At 39.3% G+C, this 15,296-nt stretch carries 11 protein-coding genes; 10 read left to right on the top strand and 1 reads right to left on the bottom strand.

The annotated features are described in order from the left end of the window. Window positions 1-213 precede the first annotated feature (213 nt). From AACZ73_RS22050 to AACZ73_RS22080, 7 genes are all read left to right on the top strand, one after another. Window positions 214-1,497 carry a restriction endonuclease gene (locus tag AACZ73_RS22050; protein ID WP_339881095.1) on the top strand — a complete coding sequence of 428 codons (1,284 nt, stop codon included), beginning with the start codon at window positions 214-216 and terminating at the stop codon, window positions 1,495-1,497. A 536-nt stretch (window positions 1,498-2,033) separates the two neighbouring features. Next, window positions 2,034-3,302 (top strand): DUF6161 domain-containing protein, encoded by a 1,269-nt coding sequence (locus tag AACZ73_RS22055; protein ID WP_339881097.1) that lies wholly within the window; start codon window positions 2,034-2,036, stop codon window positions 3,300-3,302. Between the two features lie 44 nt (window positions 3,303-3,346). Then, window positions 3,347-4,897, top strand: coding sequence for a class I SAM-dependent DNA methyltransferase (locus AACZ73_RS22060; RefSeq protein WP_339881098.1), 1,551 nt, complete (start codon window positions 3,347-3,349; stop codon window positions 4,895-4,897). After that, on the top strand, window positions 4,897-5,610 hold the full coding sequence (locus tag AACZ73_RS22065; RefSeq protein ID WP_339881099.1) for a restriction endonuclease subunit S: 714 nt from the start codon (window positions 4,897-4,899) through the stop codon (window positions 5,608-5,610). Before AACZ73_RS22060 ends, AACZ73_RS22065 begins: the two co-directional genes overlap by 1 nt. Continuing rightward, window positions 5,607-6,359 (top strand): restriction endonuclease subunit S, encoded by a 753-nt coding sequence (locus AACZ73_RS22070; RefSeq protein WP_339881100.1) that lies wholly within the window; start codon window positions 5,607-5,609, stop codon window positions 6,357-6,359. The genes AACZ73_RS22065 and AACZ73_RS22070 overlap by 4 nt, the downstream gene beginning before the upstream one ends. Next, complete coding sequence (locus tag AACZ73_RS22075) at window positions 6,346-8,097, top strand: restriction system-associated AAA family ATPase (RefSeq protein ID WP_339881101.1); 1,752 nt, start codon at window positions 6,346-6,348, stop codon at window positions 8,095-8,097. Before AACZ73_RS22070 ends, AACZ73_RS22075 begins: the two co-directional genes overlap by 14 nt. Window positions 8,098-8,101: 4 nt before the next feature. Continuing rightward, window positions 8,102-9,127: a hypothetical protein gene (locus AACZ73_RS22080; protein WP_339881102.1), complete on the top strand. Its 1,026-nt coding sequence runs from the start codon at window positions 8,102-8,104 to the stop codon at window positions 9,125-9,127. Window positions 9,128-9,327: 200 nt separating this feature from the next. Here AACZ73_RS22080 and AACZ73_RS22085 read toward each other — a convergent pair whose 3' ends face one another. Continuing rightward, complete coding sequence (locus AACZ73_RS22085) at window positions 9,328-9,573, bottom strand: helix-turn-helix transcriptional regulator (protein ID WP_339881103.1); 246 nt, start codon at window positions 9,571-9,573, stop codon at window positions 9,328-9,330. 317 nt (window positions 9,574-9,890) lie between these two features. Between AACZ73_RS22085 and AACZ73_RS22090 the strand changes: the two genes are divergently transcribed. The 3 genes from AACZ73_RS22090 to AACZ73_RS22100 all read left to right on the top strand — a co-directional run bounded on the left by AACZ73_RS22090 (window position 9,891) and on the right by AACZ73_RS22100 (window position 15,229). Then, the gene (locus AACZ73_RS22090) at window positions 9,891-10,082 is read left to right on the top strand and encodes a hypothetical protein (RefSeq protein WP_339881105.1); all 192 of its coding nucleotides are present in this window, start codon (window positions 9,891-9,893) and stop codon (window positions 10,080-10,082) included. Window positions 10,083-10,622: 540 nt separating this feature from the next. Beyond that, a complete protein-coding gene (locus AACZ73_RS22095; protein WP_339881107.1) occupies window positions 10,623-12,008 on the top strand; it encodes a redoxin domain-containing protein in 1,386 nt (461 codons plus the stop codon). Continuing rightward, window positions 12,005-15,229: a SusC/RagA family TonB-linked outer membrane protein gene (locus AACZ73_RS22100; RefSeq protein ID WP_339881109.1), complete on the top strand. Its 3,225-nt coding sequence runs from the start codon at window positions 12,005-12,007 to the stop codon at window positions 15,227-15,229. Before AACZ73_RS22095 ends, AACZ73_RS22100 begins: the two co-directional genes overlap by 4 nt. The last annotated feature ends 67 nt before the right edge of the window (window positions 15,230-15,296 follow it).

The raw sequence follows: 15,296 nt of genomic DNA on the forward strand, positions 1-15,296 counted from the left end.
TTGGTTCTAAGTTAAGGGGGCTTAACTTACTGTCCAATCAAATGTAGCAGGTCCACTTTCCAGTTTACGGGAGATCTGTGGCAGGGGTGCAATTCACTTGCTCCGAACCTATTGTGTGCAACATGGACACAGTAAATTGATTACGTTGAGATTTAATCGATAATTCCGTGAGATTTATGCTTTAAATATTTCTTTAAACTAGAATTTATACAAATGGGTAGTTATTCAGAATTATATCTCGGTGAATATTTGTTTGCATGGAAATATGACGTTCCATCTTTCATGACTCTTTTCTTTAAAGAAGATATGTTTTACAAAGAAGAATCGCCAGATGGTGATAGCGGAGATATAATACTAAAAGAGGTAGGATATAAGTGTACTATTAATGATTCTAAAAAAATATTGGATGATTATGGTTATGACTTTCAAGCAATCGTTAAATTATATCAATTCTTCTACGTAAGATGGATCGAAGATGTTAAGTACGACATATTTGAGGTTTTTGTGTCTGACCATGAAGACAAAACATCAATAGAGCAACAACTCGAATTTAAGAGGTATTTGGCAGCTTATCCAAACTTATCCTATGAAGAGGAGTTGCGCTATTTTATAGAAGTTTTTAGGGATGTTTTAAACGAGATGCATAAAGAACTATTGGATGATATAGATTTACGCTTTAAGTCAGTAGATTTTGATGCTTTGGAACTTTTTATACATGGAAAAGAACTTCGATATCCTCCGTTTGTGGTTTTGATTTTTAGGTTGTTTGATTGGTTTATATTGGAAGAATATTCGGAAATTTTAGCAATGTTATATTTTAGGGTGTTCTTGGAAATAGTTCCGGGAAATTCAATTTTTAAGCTTGATCTCCATGATATAATTGAGGAAGAAGAACATGTAAAAGACTTACACTCAGAATTAGCAATAAGGCTTATTGATAAGATTAGTTTATATAATAATTTTTTCAATCCTCTTTTAGCTAAGGAGGATTTTATTAAGGAAAAGTACATTAAACTAAAGGGTATAGAGCTTTTAACAAATTGTTTGAGGGAGGAGAGCTCTTACAAGAAGGGGTTGCAACTAGAGGAGTTGACAGAACTAATTTTCACTTCAAATAAAAGCCTTGAAATATCAAGTAGTAGGGTTGAAACTGGTGATGAGGAAATTGATATAGTTATTATGAATAAATTGGAAACAGCTTTTTGGAGATCCTTTGGTTCAATGATTTTTGTTGAATGTAAAAATTGGAATACTCCTATTGGAGCTAAAGAGATGAGAGATTTTGAGACAAAATTAAGAAACCACCAAAACATAACTTCCCTAGGTATTTTTGTGTCGATCAATGGCTTTACTAAAGAATCCATTAATCATTTAAGGAGAATTGGAAGGGAAAAGTACCATATTGTCATCATAGATCAAGATCATATAAATGAATATCTGCACAGTAAAATGTCGCTATTTGAATGGTTAGAGAAACAGGTGAAAATAATCTATTGATATTTTAATGTGTTTCCAGTTAAATTCAAAAATCCTATTTGGTATACTTTAGAAAGGTATTGGGCATTGAATTCTACTATCAAAAGTTTAACAGGAAAACTCAAGTTTTGGAGAAAAATTGGTTGTTATGTGATTGTTCTGCCTTCAGGTCTAGGATCTGACAACCTAAGTCCCATTTTTTACAATTGGCAGCCTGCCAAAACCCCAAAATCGTATATTTAAGAACTAAATATGATCGCCTTCGAAAATAAACCACCGATAGGGTAGGGGATTGAATCCTTCGGGATGCTTTTAATATTCTACATCTACCTAATGCTTAGGTTCATACGAGGGTGAAAGTGTGCTGGCATGGAAAGCTATGGTATCAGTTTCAAACTCAGTTTTCCTCGATAATAGATTGGGTTTTGGACTTTAGGTTCACTAGCTAGGAAAATTAAACGCTTTTGTAATCTGAAAAAATATGAAATTGTTAAAAAGTAAAAACGAAATAGAACTTCCAGAGCAACACAAATTTTGAGTTTTTTAGAAAAGGAATCATGGAGTTAAAAGAATTAAGACAAAAAATAAAAGATGCTCCAAGTAGTGAATTGTTCTCAAGCAAAGAAATTCAATTCAATCTCCCTAAGGTGAATATTCAAAGGAAATTCACGGGGATTTCTGCATTCTATGAATACTTGCTTAATCAAATAGCTGGCTTTAAAAATCTTGGGAGTGATATTCCTCAAGAAATGAAAAATTCATTGAGCTATTTTCAAGACTTAGAGAATAAAGTGATATCATTCATCAATGGATATTACAATGTGGATAAAAATGACTTTTCTTCAGTCTGGAATAGAGATGTTTACAATTATTTGTCTTTAAACAGAGCTTCTTCAATTTTCGAGTATAATGCTCCGGTAACAGATTTTTTGGTTGAAATATTTCAGAAGAAGAATAGAAATTATAAAGGTGCACTAGATTACATTTCCGATTCAATAGTTGTAAATGAGCTTCGTGAAAAGAATTATTTGAATGGTCTCATCTTAGCTTATGAATACTTTCAAAAGGGAGAAACTGAAATTGAAAAAAGGAGAGTTAGGGAAAAGTCTTCGCTCACCAAACTCAGAAATCAAATAGATAAATATATTTCAGAATCAGAGCAACATTTCATTGAGCTATCGAAGAGCTTCGAGTCCAATGTAAAATCAACAACAAATGAGATTTTAGCCTACAAGGAGGATAAAAGTAAGACTTATGAAGAGTGGTTTGATAAAACGTCCCAGGGCTTCTTAGCATTTGATACTGCTTCTAAGAAAAAAGTCTCAGATCTAGAAACGCTCTACAGGGATAAATTAAAGCTCGAAGCCCCAGCCAAGTACTGGAATGATAGGGCCGTTAAGCTTCGAAAAGAAGGTAATCGTTGGCTTACAAGTCTCGTAATCATCACGTTAATTGGTATAGGATTATTTATTCTATTACTTAATTTTCTTTCGAATGGAGTTCTTGAAGATATTTTCAGCGATACAGCCACAGCAATTAAATGGTCAGTGATCTTCATAACCTTTGTCTCGTTTTTGGCATTTTTGATAAAAACCTTTTCAAAGCTTACTTTCAGTACTTTTCATCTCGTCAGGGATGCGGAAGAACGGGAGCAGCTTACTTTCGTATTTTTAGCCATGCAAAAAGAACAGGCCATTGATCCTACAGAGCGCCACTTGATTATGCAGTCGCTTTTCAGTAGGGCAGACACAGGCTTGTTAAAAGATGAAGGATCTCCAACCATGCCAGGTAATATTTTTGATAAAATAGTGGCGAACAGCAAATAATAGTAACAAACAGAGTAATTATTTAAGTAGGAGTTAATTATAATATGTTATCAAACGAATTAAAATCAAAAATCAATAAGCTTTGGGATAAGTTCTGGAGCAGAGGTATTACAAACCCCATTACTGCTATTGAGCAAATCTCTTATTTGCTTTTTATGCGAAGAATAGATGATGCAGATGTATTGGAAAAAGCAAAAGCAACTTTCGCAGAGCAAGAGTACAAATCAATTTTTGACGGACAGGAAGATTGTCGTTGGTCGTATTTCTCTCAACTCGACCCTGATACTATGTTAGAAATAGTTTCTAATAAGGCATTTCCGTTTATAAAAAATCTCAATGATCCTTCTCAACCTTATTCAAGGTACATGGAGAATGCCATGTTTATCATAAACAATTCAGCCTTGTTGGATGAAGCCGTTAAATCCATTGATGAACTTTTTGCTGACATAAAAAAACAACAAGACGAAGGACAGCAATTTCAGGACACCCAAGGAGATTTATACGAATACCTCATAGATGAAATGGGTTCTGGAGGTAAAAACGGACAGTTTCGTACTCCAAGACACCTTATTCAACTGATGTGTGAAATTATAGACCCAGACTGGACGGATAAAATTTGTGACCCAGCTTGCGGAACAGGTGGTTTTTTAGTGGGTGCATACCAACATGTACTAACTAAATACACCAGTCCTGAAGAAATTATTGAAGATGAAAATGGCTTAAAAAGATTCAGAAGGTTTGGCGGTGATAAAATAAGCAAGCAGGAAGTTTGGGATAATCTCTGGGAAAAAACATTCTACGGGTTTGATGTTGATCAAACCATGGTGCGGATTGGTTTGATGAACTTAATGCTACACGGTATCAAAATTCCTCAAATTGAAAATACTGATACGCTCTCAAAGAAATATGACCAAAAATATCCAGATGGGGAGTATTCTGTGATAATGGCCAACCCACCATTCACAGGTAGGATTGATAAAGGAGGCATGAGTGATAAACTCAAAATCACGGGAACGAATAGTGAATTACTCTTTCTTGTGCGTATTTCCAAAATGCTTCGTCCAGGAGGAAAGGCTGCCGTAATCATTCCTGAAGGTGTTTTGTTTGGAGGTAGTACAGCTCAAAAACAAACACGAGAAATACTTTTAAAGGACAATCAACTTGAAGCCGTAATATCTCTTCCAAGTGGAGCATTTAAACCATACACAGGTGTAAAAACAGCCATATTAGTATTTACTAAGGCAGAGGAAGAAAGCACCAAATGGCATACTGAGAAAGTATGGTTTTATGAGTTAAAGAATGACGGATATAGTCTGGACGACACTAGAAAGAAATTAGCAGAAAACCCTTTACCTATTGCAGTTGATGCCTATAAAAAAAGAACAACACAAAAACCTATTGAGAGAACTAATCATTTTTATGTGCCGCTGGCCGAAATACAAGAAAATGGACTTGACTTGAGCTTCAATCGCTACAAAAAATTTGAATACGAAGAACAAACCTACGAACCACCTCAAAAGATATTGGAAGCTCTTTTTGTTTTAGAAGACGAAATACAAAAGGACATGCAAGAACTTAAAAAGTTAATTGGGTAATGGAAAGAGCTATAATAACCGATTTAATTGAAAGTAAAATTTCTGGTGAATGGGGAAAAGAACCTTCAGGTGATAATGCTGTATTTGTTATCAGGACAGCTAATTTTACTAATTCAGGTATTATCTCATTCGAAAATGTTGTTAAAAGAGATATTGATGTAAAAAAAGTTGAAAAGAAAAAACTGAATCATGGAGATATTATTATTGAAAAGTCTGGTGGTAGTCCGAAACAGCCAGTAGGAAGAGTTGTCTATTTTGAGAAATCTAGTAGTGAGGCATACCTATGTAATAACTTTACTACTATTCTAAGACCTAAAAAGGGAAAAGTAAATCCCAAGTATCTCTTTTATTTACTTTACAATAATTACCAAACTGAAAAAGTTTTAGAATTTCAGAATAAGACAACAGGAATTATTAATCTAAAATTAGACCGATACATTGAAAGTGAAATTTCTTATGAACCCAACCTAGAAACTCAGAACAAAATTGTTGCTATTTTAGATAAGGCTCAAACTATACTAGATAAGCGGGTAGAAACGATTGTCAAATACGATGATTTGATTCGCGCAACATTCTTAGATATGTTTGGGAACATAGCAAATAACCCCAATGGATTTGATAAAAAACCACTAAAAGATTTTGGCGAAATAATAACAGGAAACACACCACCACGTAAAGACAAAAACAACTACGATTCAAACTATATAGAATGATTAAAACTGACAACATATTAAGCCAAAGTCATTTTCCAACTCAAGCTTCTGAGTATTTATCTGAAACTGGATTTGAAAAAGCAAGATCTGTAAATGAAAATGCTTTATTAGTTGCTTGTATAGCAGGAAGTATTGGCTCTATTGGTCGTTCGGCAATTACCGACAGACGAGTTGCTTTTAATCAACAAATAAATGCGGTTGTTCCTAACGAAGACGTTTCTATATATTTTCTGTATTGGATGTTCAAGATTTCAGCTAAATATGTGCAATCTCATGCCACAGGCGGTATGAAAAAGTTGCTTACAAAAGGAGAGTTTGAAAAGGTTCTCTTTATAAAGCCTACTCTCAAAGAGCAACTGAAATTTGAAGAAATCGCAAAAAAATATTCGGTTTTTCAACAAAAGCTTATTGGTCATCAAACTCAATCAGAAAATCTATTAAAGAGCCTTTCGCAACAAGTATTCAGTGAAAGAATAGTTGTGGATGTTGATGCTGAATTAGAAGCATTGATTGATTCCATTGACTTAGATAAGAATGATGAAGAAAACATGATTAGCAGTATTGTTAATGATGTCACATTTATTCAACGATTAATTGATCGTTTAAATGAACAGGAATTTGAGGATATGACTCAATATGATAAAGCTAAATACATCCTTTTTAGAGTTATGAAGGAAGAAGAAAATTTAGTGAAGCAAATTTTTAAGGATAACAAAATTCAATTGACCTTGCACAATGAAACTACTTAAACTCAAAATTGAGAATGAAGACGGTTTCAGAAGCTTGCAGCAAGATTTTGAAATTAATTTTCATTCATTAGCTGATACGGAAGCAATGGAACAATTTCGTCCGTTCTGCTTTGCAGGTTTAAACGGTAGCGGAAAATCCAATGTATTAGAAGCACTGGCAAATATCTTTTATCATTTGGAGGTTTGTGTTGCTAAGTATTTACCCGATAGCATTAAAGACCCAAAGAATTTCAAACGCAATGAATGTACCCCTGATGCTTTTACTTTAGAATATTTGATTGGGCAGCACAACAGAAAGCGATACACCCTTTTTTACTTTGATAAAGTTGTAATATCAAAAAAAGCAGGCGAAGAGCCGGGTATAAAAGTCTATGGATATCCATTTAAGGAAGAGAATATCATAATCCCTAACCCTGAAACTACTAAAGAAGACAAAAAGAATGGCCTAATCAATTCCTCAGGTAAAGTACTCGAAGAGCAAGACAAAATGTACTTACCTGCTCATATCATTGGTTACTCGTCCGGTGAAAATGAGATTTTAAGTTTGCCATTTATCAAAAGCCGATTAATCCATTTAGACGAATACAAACAAGCTACAAAAAATGAACACCCTTCATTTGACGAGCCTGAAAACAGCTTGATTTATATAGACAATAACATGAGTCAGGCGGTTCTATTGGCGTGTTTGCTTTTTGAAAAAGAAAAAACTCTTGCCCCACTAAGAGATATTGACAACACAGGCATTTTAGGGTTGAGGAATTTCAGAATGAATATTCACTTACACGATTTTGAGTTTCAAGATGAGAAAACAAAAAAGTCTATAAATGTCCCTATTCTTAAACTGCTCGAACAAAACCAACTGGATGACCTAAAAAAATGTGCTACTTCTTGGTTTTTAGACCAAAAAACAAAAACGATGTGGTTAGACTTTTATGTAAATGATGCCACGAAAGAAGCGTTCAAAGAACATTTTCATTCCTCTTTAGAGTGCTTTCAGTTTTTTAGGTTACTATATGAACTGAATAATCATTTTGTGGATGAAGAAACGAAAGATGATGTATACCGTTCTAAAGGCGTTTATACAGATGGGAAATTGCCAGTAGGTAGTCCTCGACAAGATGTGTTTCACTTTTTGGATTTCTACATTACCAAAAAGCTTAAAATGGGCAAAGTTAAAGATTTGCTACTGAGAAGCTTTTCAGATGGCGAACACCAATTTATCCATACAATAGGAATTTGTTTATTACTCAAAGACAAACGTTCTCTTTTGCTTTTAGACGAACCAGAGACTCACTTCAATCCTAGTTGGAGAGCTAAATTTGTAAAAATATTGAACGATAGCATTTCATCTGGAAATCCAAAAGGCCTACCAAATGGAGACTTCAATGTTCACCTACTCAAAGACGTTTTATTGACTTCTCATTCACCATTCATTATTTCTGATTGCTTGCCTGACAATGTAGTGCTTTTTGAAAAGGATGATAAAGGAGATACAACTGCTAAGAAAGCCAGTGAATTAGGAATTGATACTTATGGTACATCTGTAAATCTTCTAACTAATAGAATCTTTAAAAACAAAGAGACAATTGGCACTTATGCTTTGTCAAAAATGACTGAATTCAAAAAACGTTTCGATAATGAAGAAAAAACAGAAGATTTAATTGAAGAATTGAACAATGAATTTGGTGATTCAATTGAAAAGCTAATGCTAATAAAGGAAGTTACAGACAAGAAGTAGGCAAATGCTAAAACCATATAATTATTCATATTCCAAAATTCAAAAGGTACAGTCATTTGTTAATCACGTAATGCTTGATGTGATTTTTAATGCTAAGAATATCGCAGCTGTTACCTTCAGTTCAATATTGGTTTTACCCAAATACAGAAACCTTATCGATGGTATCAACAATGATTATGTTTTAACCCCATTAGCAGAAGCTTACATAATTTGTAAAACACTTAATCGTACCCAAATCAAGCTGTTGAAGACAGCAGTTTACAACAACAATAAAATTAGAGAATTATGCAATGGTGATATTGAGCCTGTAAAATATGATCAAATAGAGGCCATAGATGTCAACCTCAAAAAAGCGATCAAAACTTTTTGCGATAGTCTCTACGACCACTGTATAAAGCGCGCCCCCTTTTACACTGAGTATGAAGACATAAATGCTTATTATAAAACAGTAGTCAAAAAATCTTCAGTTTGTAAATGTTGTGGCATCCATAAAGTACTAACTCAATTTCACACTCACAGAAGTGCGTTAGACCATTATCTACCAAGAAAACATTACCCATTCAATTCTCTAAATTTTAAGAACCTTATACCAATTTGTGACATTTGTAATGGTAAGTATAAGTTGAGTGAAGACACTCTATATATTACAAACAACAAAGGCAAAAAGAATGAAAGCAAAACAAGAACAGTTGCTTTTTATCCATATAGTAGAACAACGCACGATATTGAAATTGATATAACATTTAACAAAGCGTTTGATTCAACAATAGAACCAGAAGACATTGAAATTGACATTACAAGCACTGGTAGTACTGACAAAATAACTTCTTGGGATCGAATATTTGGGATAAAGGAAAACTTCAAAGCGGAGTGTTGTACAGACGAAATGAGAATGTACTATGAGGAGCAATATATTGCTGATATGAATTTTGGAAAAACACATGAACAGTACATTGATATATTAGAGAGGAATAAATATGGCGACATGAATTTCTTGAAAATACCATTTCTTAAGGCTATTAATAAATAATAAAACGAATGAAAGTTTATGTTCTCCCAACACTCACTTTCAAGCAAATTTGCAGGTCGCTCAATGCCAACGCACGATCAAACCCTGCAAAAAAGCTTTCAATTCCCTATTTTTCTTCACTTTTTAATTAGTGGTTAGAATAAGTTTGCCTAAAAAAAACTTTATGTATGAAATAATTGAAGTCTTTTGCTCTGTTTGGATTATTTAAATTCAGTAACTGGAGAGTCTGGAATAAAATCCTTAGGTGAACATCCCATTTCCTGAGCTAATATGTTGAGATGGTTTAGGTTATATTTACTTGGATGATTCGGGCTTTCAATTTGTCCAATAAATCCTTCTGAAAAGTTTAAAATTGCAGCAATATCCCTTTGCCCCCATTCTCTTTGAATTCGTGCGTCTTTAACGTTTTGAATTACAGCTAATTCGAAGTTTGTTTTTTTTGCCATTGCTGTTTGCAAATACAAAAATCTTTATTAGTTTAGCGCTTAGTTATTACTAAGCAAAATTTCTACAATTTGTAGTTTTTGTTTATTTGTGATTCTTATAGTGGATATATTCCTCAAAGCATCGCACTTACTACCTCGATACCGAAACCTAGGAAATTTCGAAGAACATGGGGCATAAGTGGTATGCTCACGCCATTGGCGTGGGCTCTTCTTATCCGTGTTCAAGGTCAATCCTAGGTACTAGGTGTCGGTAAGTTGAGTTACACGCCTTTTTTTGGTTTGTTCTCAACTTGGAAATAGTTATAAACCCAAGTATCATGGAACCGACCTTGATTTTTTCTGGATTAAGTAGCTTCCTGGGATCAGTATTCCAGAAGAAGGATCTGTCTGAGCTTTTTTACATTGGGTCACATTGCTCATTACCTATTGCCTTTTATTCATTACCAGAGGAGGATGGCATCACCGCGGTAGATCGCCTGTATCCTCTAAAGCCCAAGAATCCGATTTAAGGATTACGGCACTTTTTCTCTCTGATTGCTTCCGATTGGGCTTTGTATGTTCGTCGGCCTGCCCGCCGTGGCGGGACTATCCACACAGATCAGGGAGGGACGTTACACGATGATGGAGATCATCTGCTGCAGCAGGTCAACAGCTCCATTACTACAGTTTATATCTTATTCATTAATGCTGGTTGCCTGAAAAAGGCAGGGTGGGAGAGGTATGTCTTGTTTTGAGTACAAAGTACCAAGTATAAAGTACCAAGTATCAAGTACAAAATACCAAGTAGTTAGAGATAGGAGGTTAGGGAAAAGAGGCTTCGACTCCAGTCACACTGAGCGACGTCGAAGTGTCAGCCTGACACATATTGATCTTCTCACTTCTGAATACTGCGATTGCTCACTGCTCTCTGACTGCTGTGGATTATGGACTTGTACGCTTCGACTTCAGTCACACTGAGCGACGTCGAAGTGTCAGCGTGACAAACACCGGTCATCGGACACCGGACACCTTTCTCCCTTCTTCGGTCTTCCAGCTAAACATTCAAACCTATGAACAAAAGCATTTACACATGCTTCCTGGCATCGCTTTGCCTATATGGGAGCACATCCACAGCACAGGTTGCTGATTCACCTACTCCGGAGTACGATTTGGTTTATCCTACCGGAGTATATCGGGGCGGGGAGACCCGCTCCGATACTTTGACTATCGGCGATCAGATACCTGCGGGTATCGAGTTTGCTCAGGTACTGCAGTTTTCTTCCGATAAGCTTCGGTTGGATGATTATCGGGGTAAATACGTCATTCTGGAATTCTGGGCGCCTACCTGTAGTCTGAGCACGGCTTCGCTTGCAGATATGGATGAGCTGCAGGATCATTACGGTGATCGCCTTGCGATTCTTCCTATCACCATATTTCCTGAAAACAGAGTGCAGGAAGTGCTGAAAGCCTATTCTTCACTGCAGGATCTGGAGTTTCCTTTGATCATTGATGCCAAAAAAATGCGGGAGTACTTTCCGCATTCACTGCTTCCCCATTTTGTGATCCTGGATCCAGAAGGTAGCGTAGCGGCTATCACCAGCCAATCGGATATTACTGTAGAGAATCTGGATAAGCTGCTTGCCGGGGATGAGTCGGTATTTCGGGAGAAAATAGACAAGCGAATTAAGCTGGAAAGGAATGCCAGACTGATTTCGGAAAGTCCGCAGGTGGAGAACAAAAATATCTGGTTCCAGTCGGCCATGACCGGCTATATCCCTGGGCTGGGTGGCTCGATTATCCAGGATTACAGTGGGCTATCCCATATCCGAATTGTGAATATGAGCATACTTTCACATTTCCAGTTGGCCTATTCAGAGCGGGATCTGGTGGACTATTTCGGGAGAAACAGGATTGAAACCCCCGGTTTCGGACTTGAGGAGCTCTTTGCCGAAAAGGTCGGTCAGGATGCCCTGGACTGGATGGAGGAAGGTACTCACGTCTTTGGGTACGAACTGATTGCACCTCCCCACTTAAATCCTTACGAATTGATGCAGGAGGATTTGAAACGCTTCTTTCCCCAGGTAAAAGCCAGCGTGGAAAGCAAAACCAAGACGGTATATGCGTTGGTTCAGATGGAGGGGCAGCAATACCCGAAAGCGATGGCAGGTAAACAAGCCTATCAGGCTGCCGGGAATGGCGTACGCATGCGCAACTATCCCCTTCAGGGTTTTGTGTATCACCTGAATTCGAGCTTTCAGCAAAACAATCCCTATCCTATAGTCAACCGCACCGGGATAGACTACCCGATAGATTTGTCCTTGGATACCAAGCTTTCCAATATCGAAAGCCTTCGTGAAGCCCTTCGCATGAATGGTCTTGACCTGGTTAAGCAGGAGGAAGTTATCTCAGTGCTGGTGCTGGAAAAAGTGGGTGATTTTAATCCCTTAGCACCATGAGAATAAAATTAATTGTTTGGTTGATTGGCGGGATGCTGATCACTCAGCTGGGAATGGCGCAAGGGACAAGGCTATCAGGAAAAGTAGTGGATGCGAAATCAGGCGAATTACTGGTTGGTGCTTTGGTAACTGTCCTTCCTGATAACAGCTCTGCTGTGGTGGACAACGATGGACGGTTTTTTCTTGAAGTATCCCAGGGGGAAAAAGAAATCACGGTGCAGTTTCTGGGGTATGCCACGCTCAAGTGGAGCGGTACGGTTCCCGTGGAAAATGCGTTGGTACTGGAAATGGAATCCCTTGAAATGGGACTGGATCAGGTGGAAGTGCTGGCCACTGGCTATCAGGAAATCCCCAAAGCAAGATCCACCGGGTCATTTGTCCAGCTGGATGAAGAGCTGGTAGACCGCAGGGTCAGCACAAATCTGGTGGACAGACTGGAGGATGTGACCTCGGGGCTGATACTCAACCGTACCGGGGATACCGGAAGGGATCCCATATCCATCCGGGGAAGAAGTACACTGGGTAGATTCTCCCAGCCCTTGATTGTCATCGACAATTTTCCCTACGACGGAAGTCTGGATGATATCAATCCCAACGATGTGGCCTCGATCACGGTGCTAAGGGATGCTGCCGCGGCATCCATCTGGGGAGCCAGGGCAGGAAATGGGGTTATCGTTATTACCACCAAGTCGGGCAGGAATGACCAGCCCCTGCAGGTCAGCTTGACTGCCAATGCCAACTGGATCCAGCCTACCGATCCCTTTCTTGCCCCCAACTTATCTGTGGACGACTACATCGATACGGAGATCAGCCTGTTTGATGCAGGATTCTTTACTTCCTCGGAGAGCGATGCATCGCACCCGGTCCTTAGCCCTGTGGTGGAAACACTGATTCAAAAGCGGGACGGGGTGATTTCGGAAGCAGAGGCGGATTCCAGGCTGCAGCACCTTCGGTCTTATGATCTGCGGAAGGATGTGGAGAAATACCTTTATCGCCCTTCGCTGAACCAACAATACAGCCTGGGACTTTCAGGTGGTTCGAAAATACACAGCTACAGAATGGCACTGGGCGTGGATGAAAACAGGGGGAATGCAATAGGGAATTCCAACGAGCGGTTGAGTCTGAATCTGAAAAATGATTTCAGTTTTATGGAAGGGAAACTGATGGTGCGTACGGGATTATACGGGGTGAAATCTTCTTCAGTAGATCAGAACAGTGGTCCGGAAGACCTGTATTATTCCGCTTTGGTGGATATGTATCCCTATGCAAGATTGGCGGATGAAGAAGGTAACCCGTTGACTTTAAGCAGGGAATTGAGGGATTCATTCAAGGAGGAATCCATGGGCCAGGGATTGCTGGATTGGGATTATGTTCCGCTGGATGAAATCGGTAGGAACCCTTCAGAAACCGTCAGCAATGACCTTCGACTGAATATGGGAGTTGATTATAGCCTGACCAAACAATGGAAAGTTTCCGCCCTGTACCAGTATTGGGAAAACAACCGACGCGCTGAAACCTTGTTTGCCGAAAACAGCTACTATGCCCGTGATCTGATCAACCAGTTTACCCAGATCGACGAAAACGGGAATCTGATCCAACAGGTGCCTTTTGGGGCTATTTTGGATCACAGCTCCAGACAGTCCAACAGCCATTCAGCCAGAATCCAGACGGATTTCAACCAGTCCTGGAAAAATGGGTTGGAAATCGATGTACTGGCAGGAGGGGAGCTGAAAGCCCTGGACTTTCAGGAAAGCGGTAGCCGGTATTATGGATACAATACCGAGCGGTCAAGTTCCCAGCCCGTGGATTACAGGGTTCTTTTTCCGCAGTTTTCCAATGAATTCCAGACAGCTGTGATTCCCAACAGGGATCAGCTCAGCAAAGGGGCTGACCGTTTCTTTTCGCTTTACGCAAATGCCTCCCTGAGCTACAATCGTACCTATGACCTGACATTCAGTGCCAGAAGGGATGCCTCCAACCTGTTTGGGGTAGCCACCAATCAACGGGCAGTACCACTTTGGTCTGCGGGATTGGGCTGGACAATCAGTGAGGAGGATTTCTATGGATGGGGAGCACTGCCATTTGTGAAGCTTCGCTTTTCCTACGGGTATAACGGAAATGTGGACAGGAGCTTGACGGCCTTCACCACTGCACAGGTAGTTACCCGGAGTACCCTCACGCAGCTTCCGTATTTGCAAATCAGAAATCCTCCCAATGCTGATCTTCGCTGGGAACGGATCAAGATTACCAATCTGGGACTGGACTTTGAAAGCAGGGACAGCAGGGTCTCAGGTTCACTGGAATTCTATCAAAAGCTGGGACTGGATCTGATCGGCCAGACTCCCTATGCTCCTTCTACGGGTATAGAGGTTTTCTCAGGCAATACCGCTTCTACCCAAACCAGAGGATTTGATCTGAATCTGGTATCACGCAATCTGGTAGGGGAGTTTGAATGGACTACGGTGTGGCTACTGTCTGCGCTGAATGAAAAGGTAACTGATTTTGAGATCGAGCCTGCGATATCCAACCTGTTGAATTATGGGGAGGCAGGACTAGGCGGTACCTATTTTCCGAATGTGGGTAAACCGCTGTTTGGTATCTACAGCTACCCTTGGGCGGGTCTTAATCCCCAGACCGGAGATCCCATTGGGATAGTGGATGGGGAGCCCAGTGAGGACTACATGGCGATTGTTAATGGAGCTACTTTGGAATCAGTAAACTACCATGGGCCTGCCCGGCCAACTACGTTTGGTTCAGTTCGGAATACGGTTAGCTACAGGGGGTTTACGCTCTCTGCCAATATATCCTTCCGGATGGGCTACTATTTCAGGAGGTCATCCATACAGTATAACACCCTGCTTCAGGGAAGGGGCGGCCATGCTGACTATGCGCTACGCTGGCAGCAACCCGGGGATGAACTGAAAACTGATGTGCCATCGCAGCCTGCCGGTTTTAATTTCTTCCGGGATTCTTTTTACAGGAGTTCAGCTGTTCTGGTGGAAAAGGGTGACCATATACGCTTACAGGACATCCGACTGGGTTACGATTTAACCCAGCTATCAGGCAAGGGATTGCTATCCGCCTTCAGAAATGCTGAGGTGTATGTATATGCCAACAACCTGGGGATGATCTGGAAAGCAACCGATACGGATTGGGATCCTGATTTTGGATTCAACAGACCATTAAAAAGCCTTGCCGTGGGAATCCAGTTGGATTTCTGATTCATTCTACACACATAAAAAGGGAAAAAGGTCTTTACGCTTTCTTCATAAGGGGAGGTTGGTTACC

Source organism: uncultured Algoriphagus sp. (genome assembly GCF_963974835.1).
Lineage (GTDB): Bacteria > Bacteroidota > Bacteroidia > Cytophagales > Cyclobacteriaceae > Algoriphagus.

Coding starts and splice junctions, on each gene's coding strand:
- AACZ73_RS22100 (WP_339881109.1), top strand. CDS start 12,005: ATGAGAATAAAATTAATTGTTTGGTTGATTGGCGGGATGCTGATCACT.
- AACZ73_RS22090 (WP_339881105.1), top strand. CDS start 9,891: ATGGAACCGACCTTGATTTTTTCTGGATTAAGTAGCTTCCTGGGATCA.
- AACZ73_RS22060 (WP_339881098.1), top strand. CDS start 3,347: ATGTTATCAAACGAATTAAAATCAAAAATCAATAAGCTTTGGGATAAG.
- AACZ73_RS22085 (WP_339881103.1), bottom strand. CDS start 9,573: ATGGCAAAAAAAACAAACTTCGAATTAGCTGTAATTCAAAACGTTAAA.
- AACZ73_RS22065 (WP_339881099.1), top strand. CDS start 4,897: ATGGAAAGAGCTATAATAACCGATTTAATTGAAAGTAAAATTTCTGGT.
- AACZ73_RS22080 (WP_339881102.1), top strand. CDS start 8,102: ATGCTAAAACCATATAATTATTCATATTCCAAAATTCAAAAGGTACAG.
- AACZ73_RS22070 (WP_339881100.1), top strand. CDS start 5,607: ATGATTAAAACTGACAACATATTAAGCCAAAGTCATTTTCCAACTCAA.
- AACZ73_RS22055 (WP_339881097.1), top strand. CDS start 2,034: ATGGAGTTAAAAGAATTAAGACAAAAAATAAAAGATGCTCCAAGTAGT.
- AACZ73_RS22075 (WP_339881101.1), top strand. CDS start 6,346: ATGAAACTACTTAAACTCAAAATTGAGAATGAAGACGGTTTCAGAAGC.
- AACZ73_RS22095 (WP_339881107.1), top strand. CDS start 10,623: ATGAACAAAAGCATTTACACATGCTTCCTGGCATCGCTTTGCCTATAT.
- AACZ73_RS22050 (WP_339881095.1), top strand. CDS start 214: ATGGGTAGTTATTCAGAATTATATCTCGGTGAATATTTGTTTGCATGG.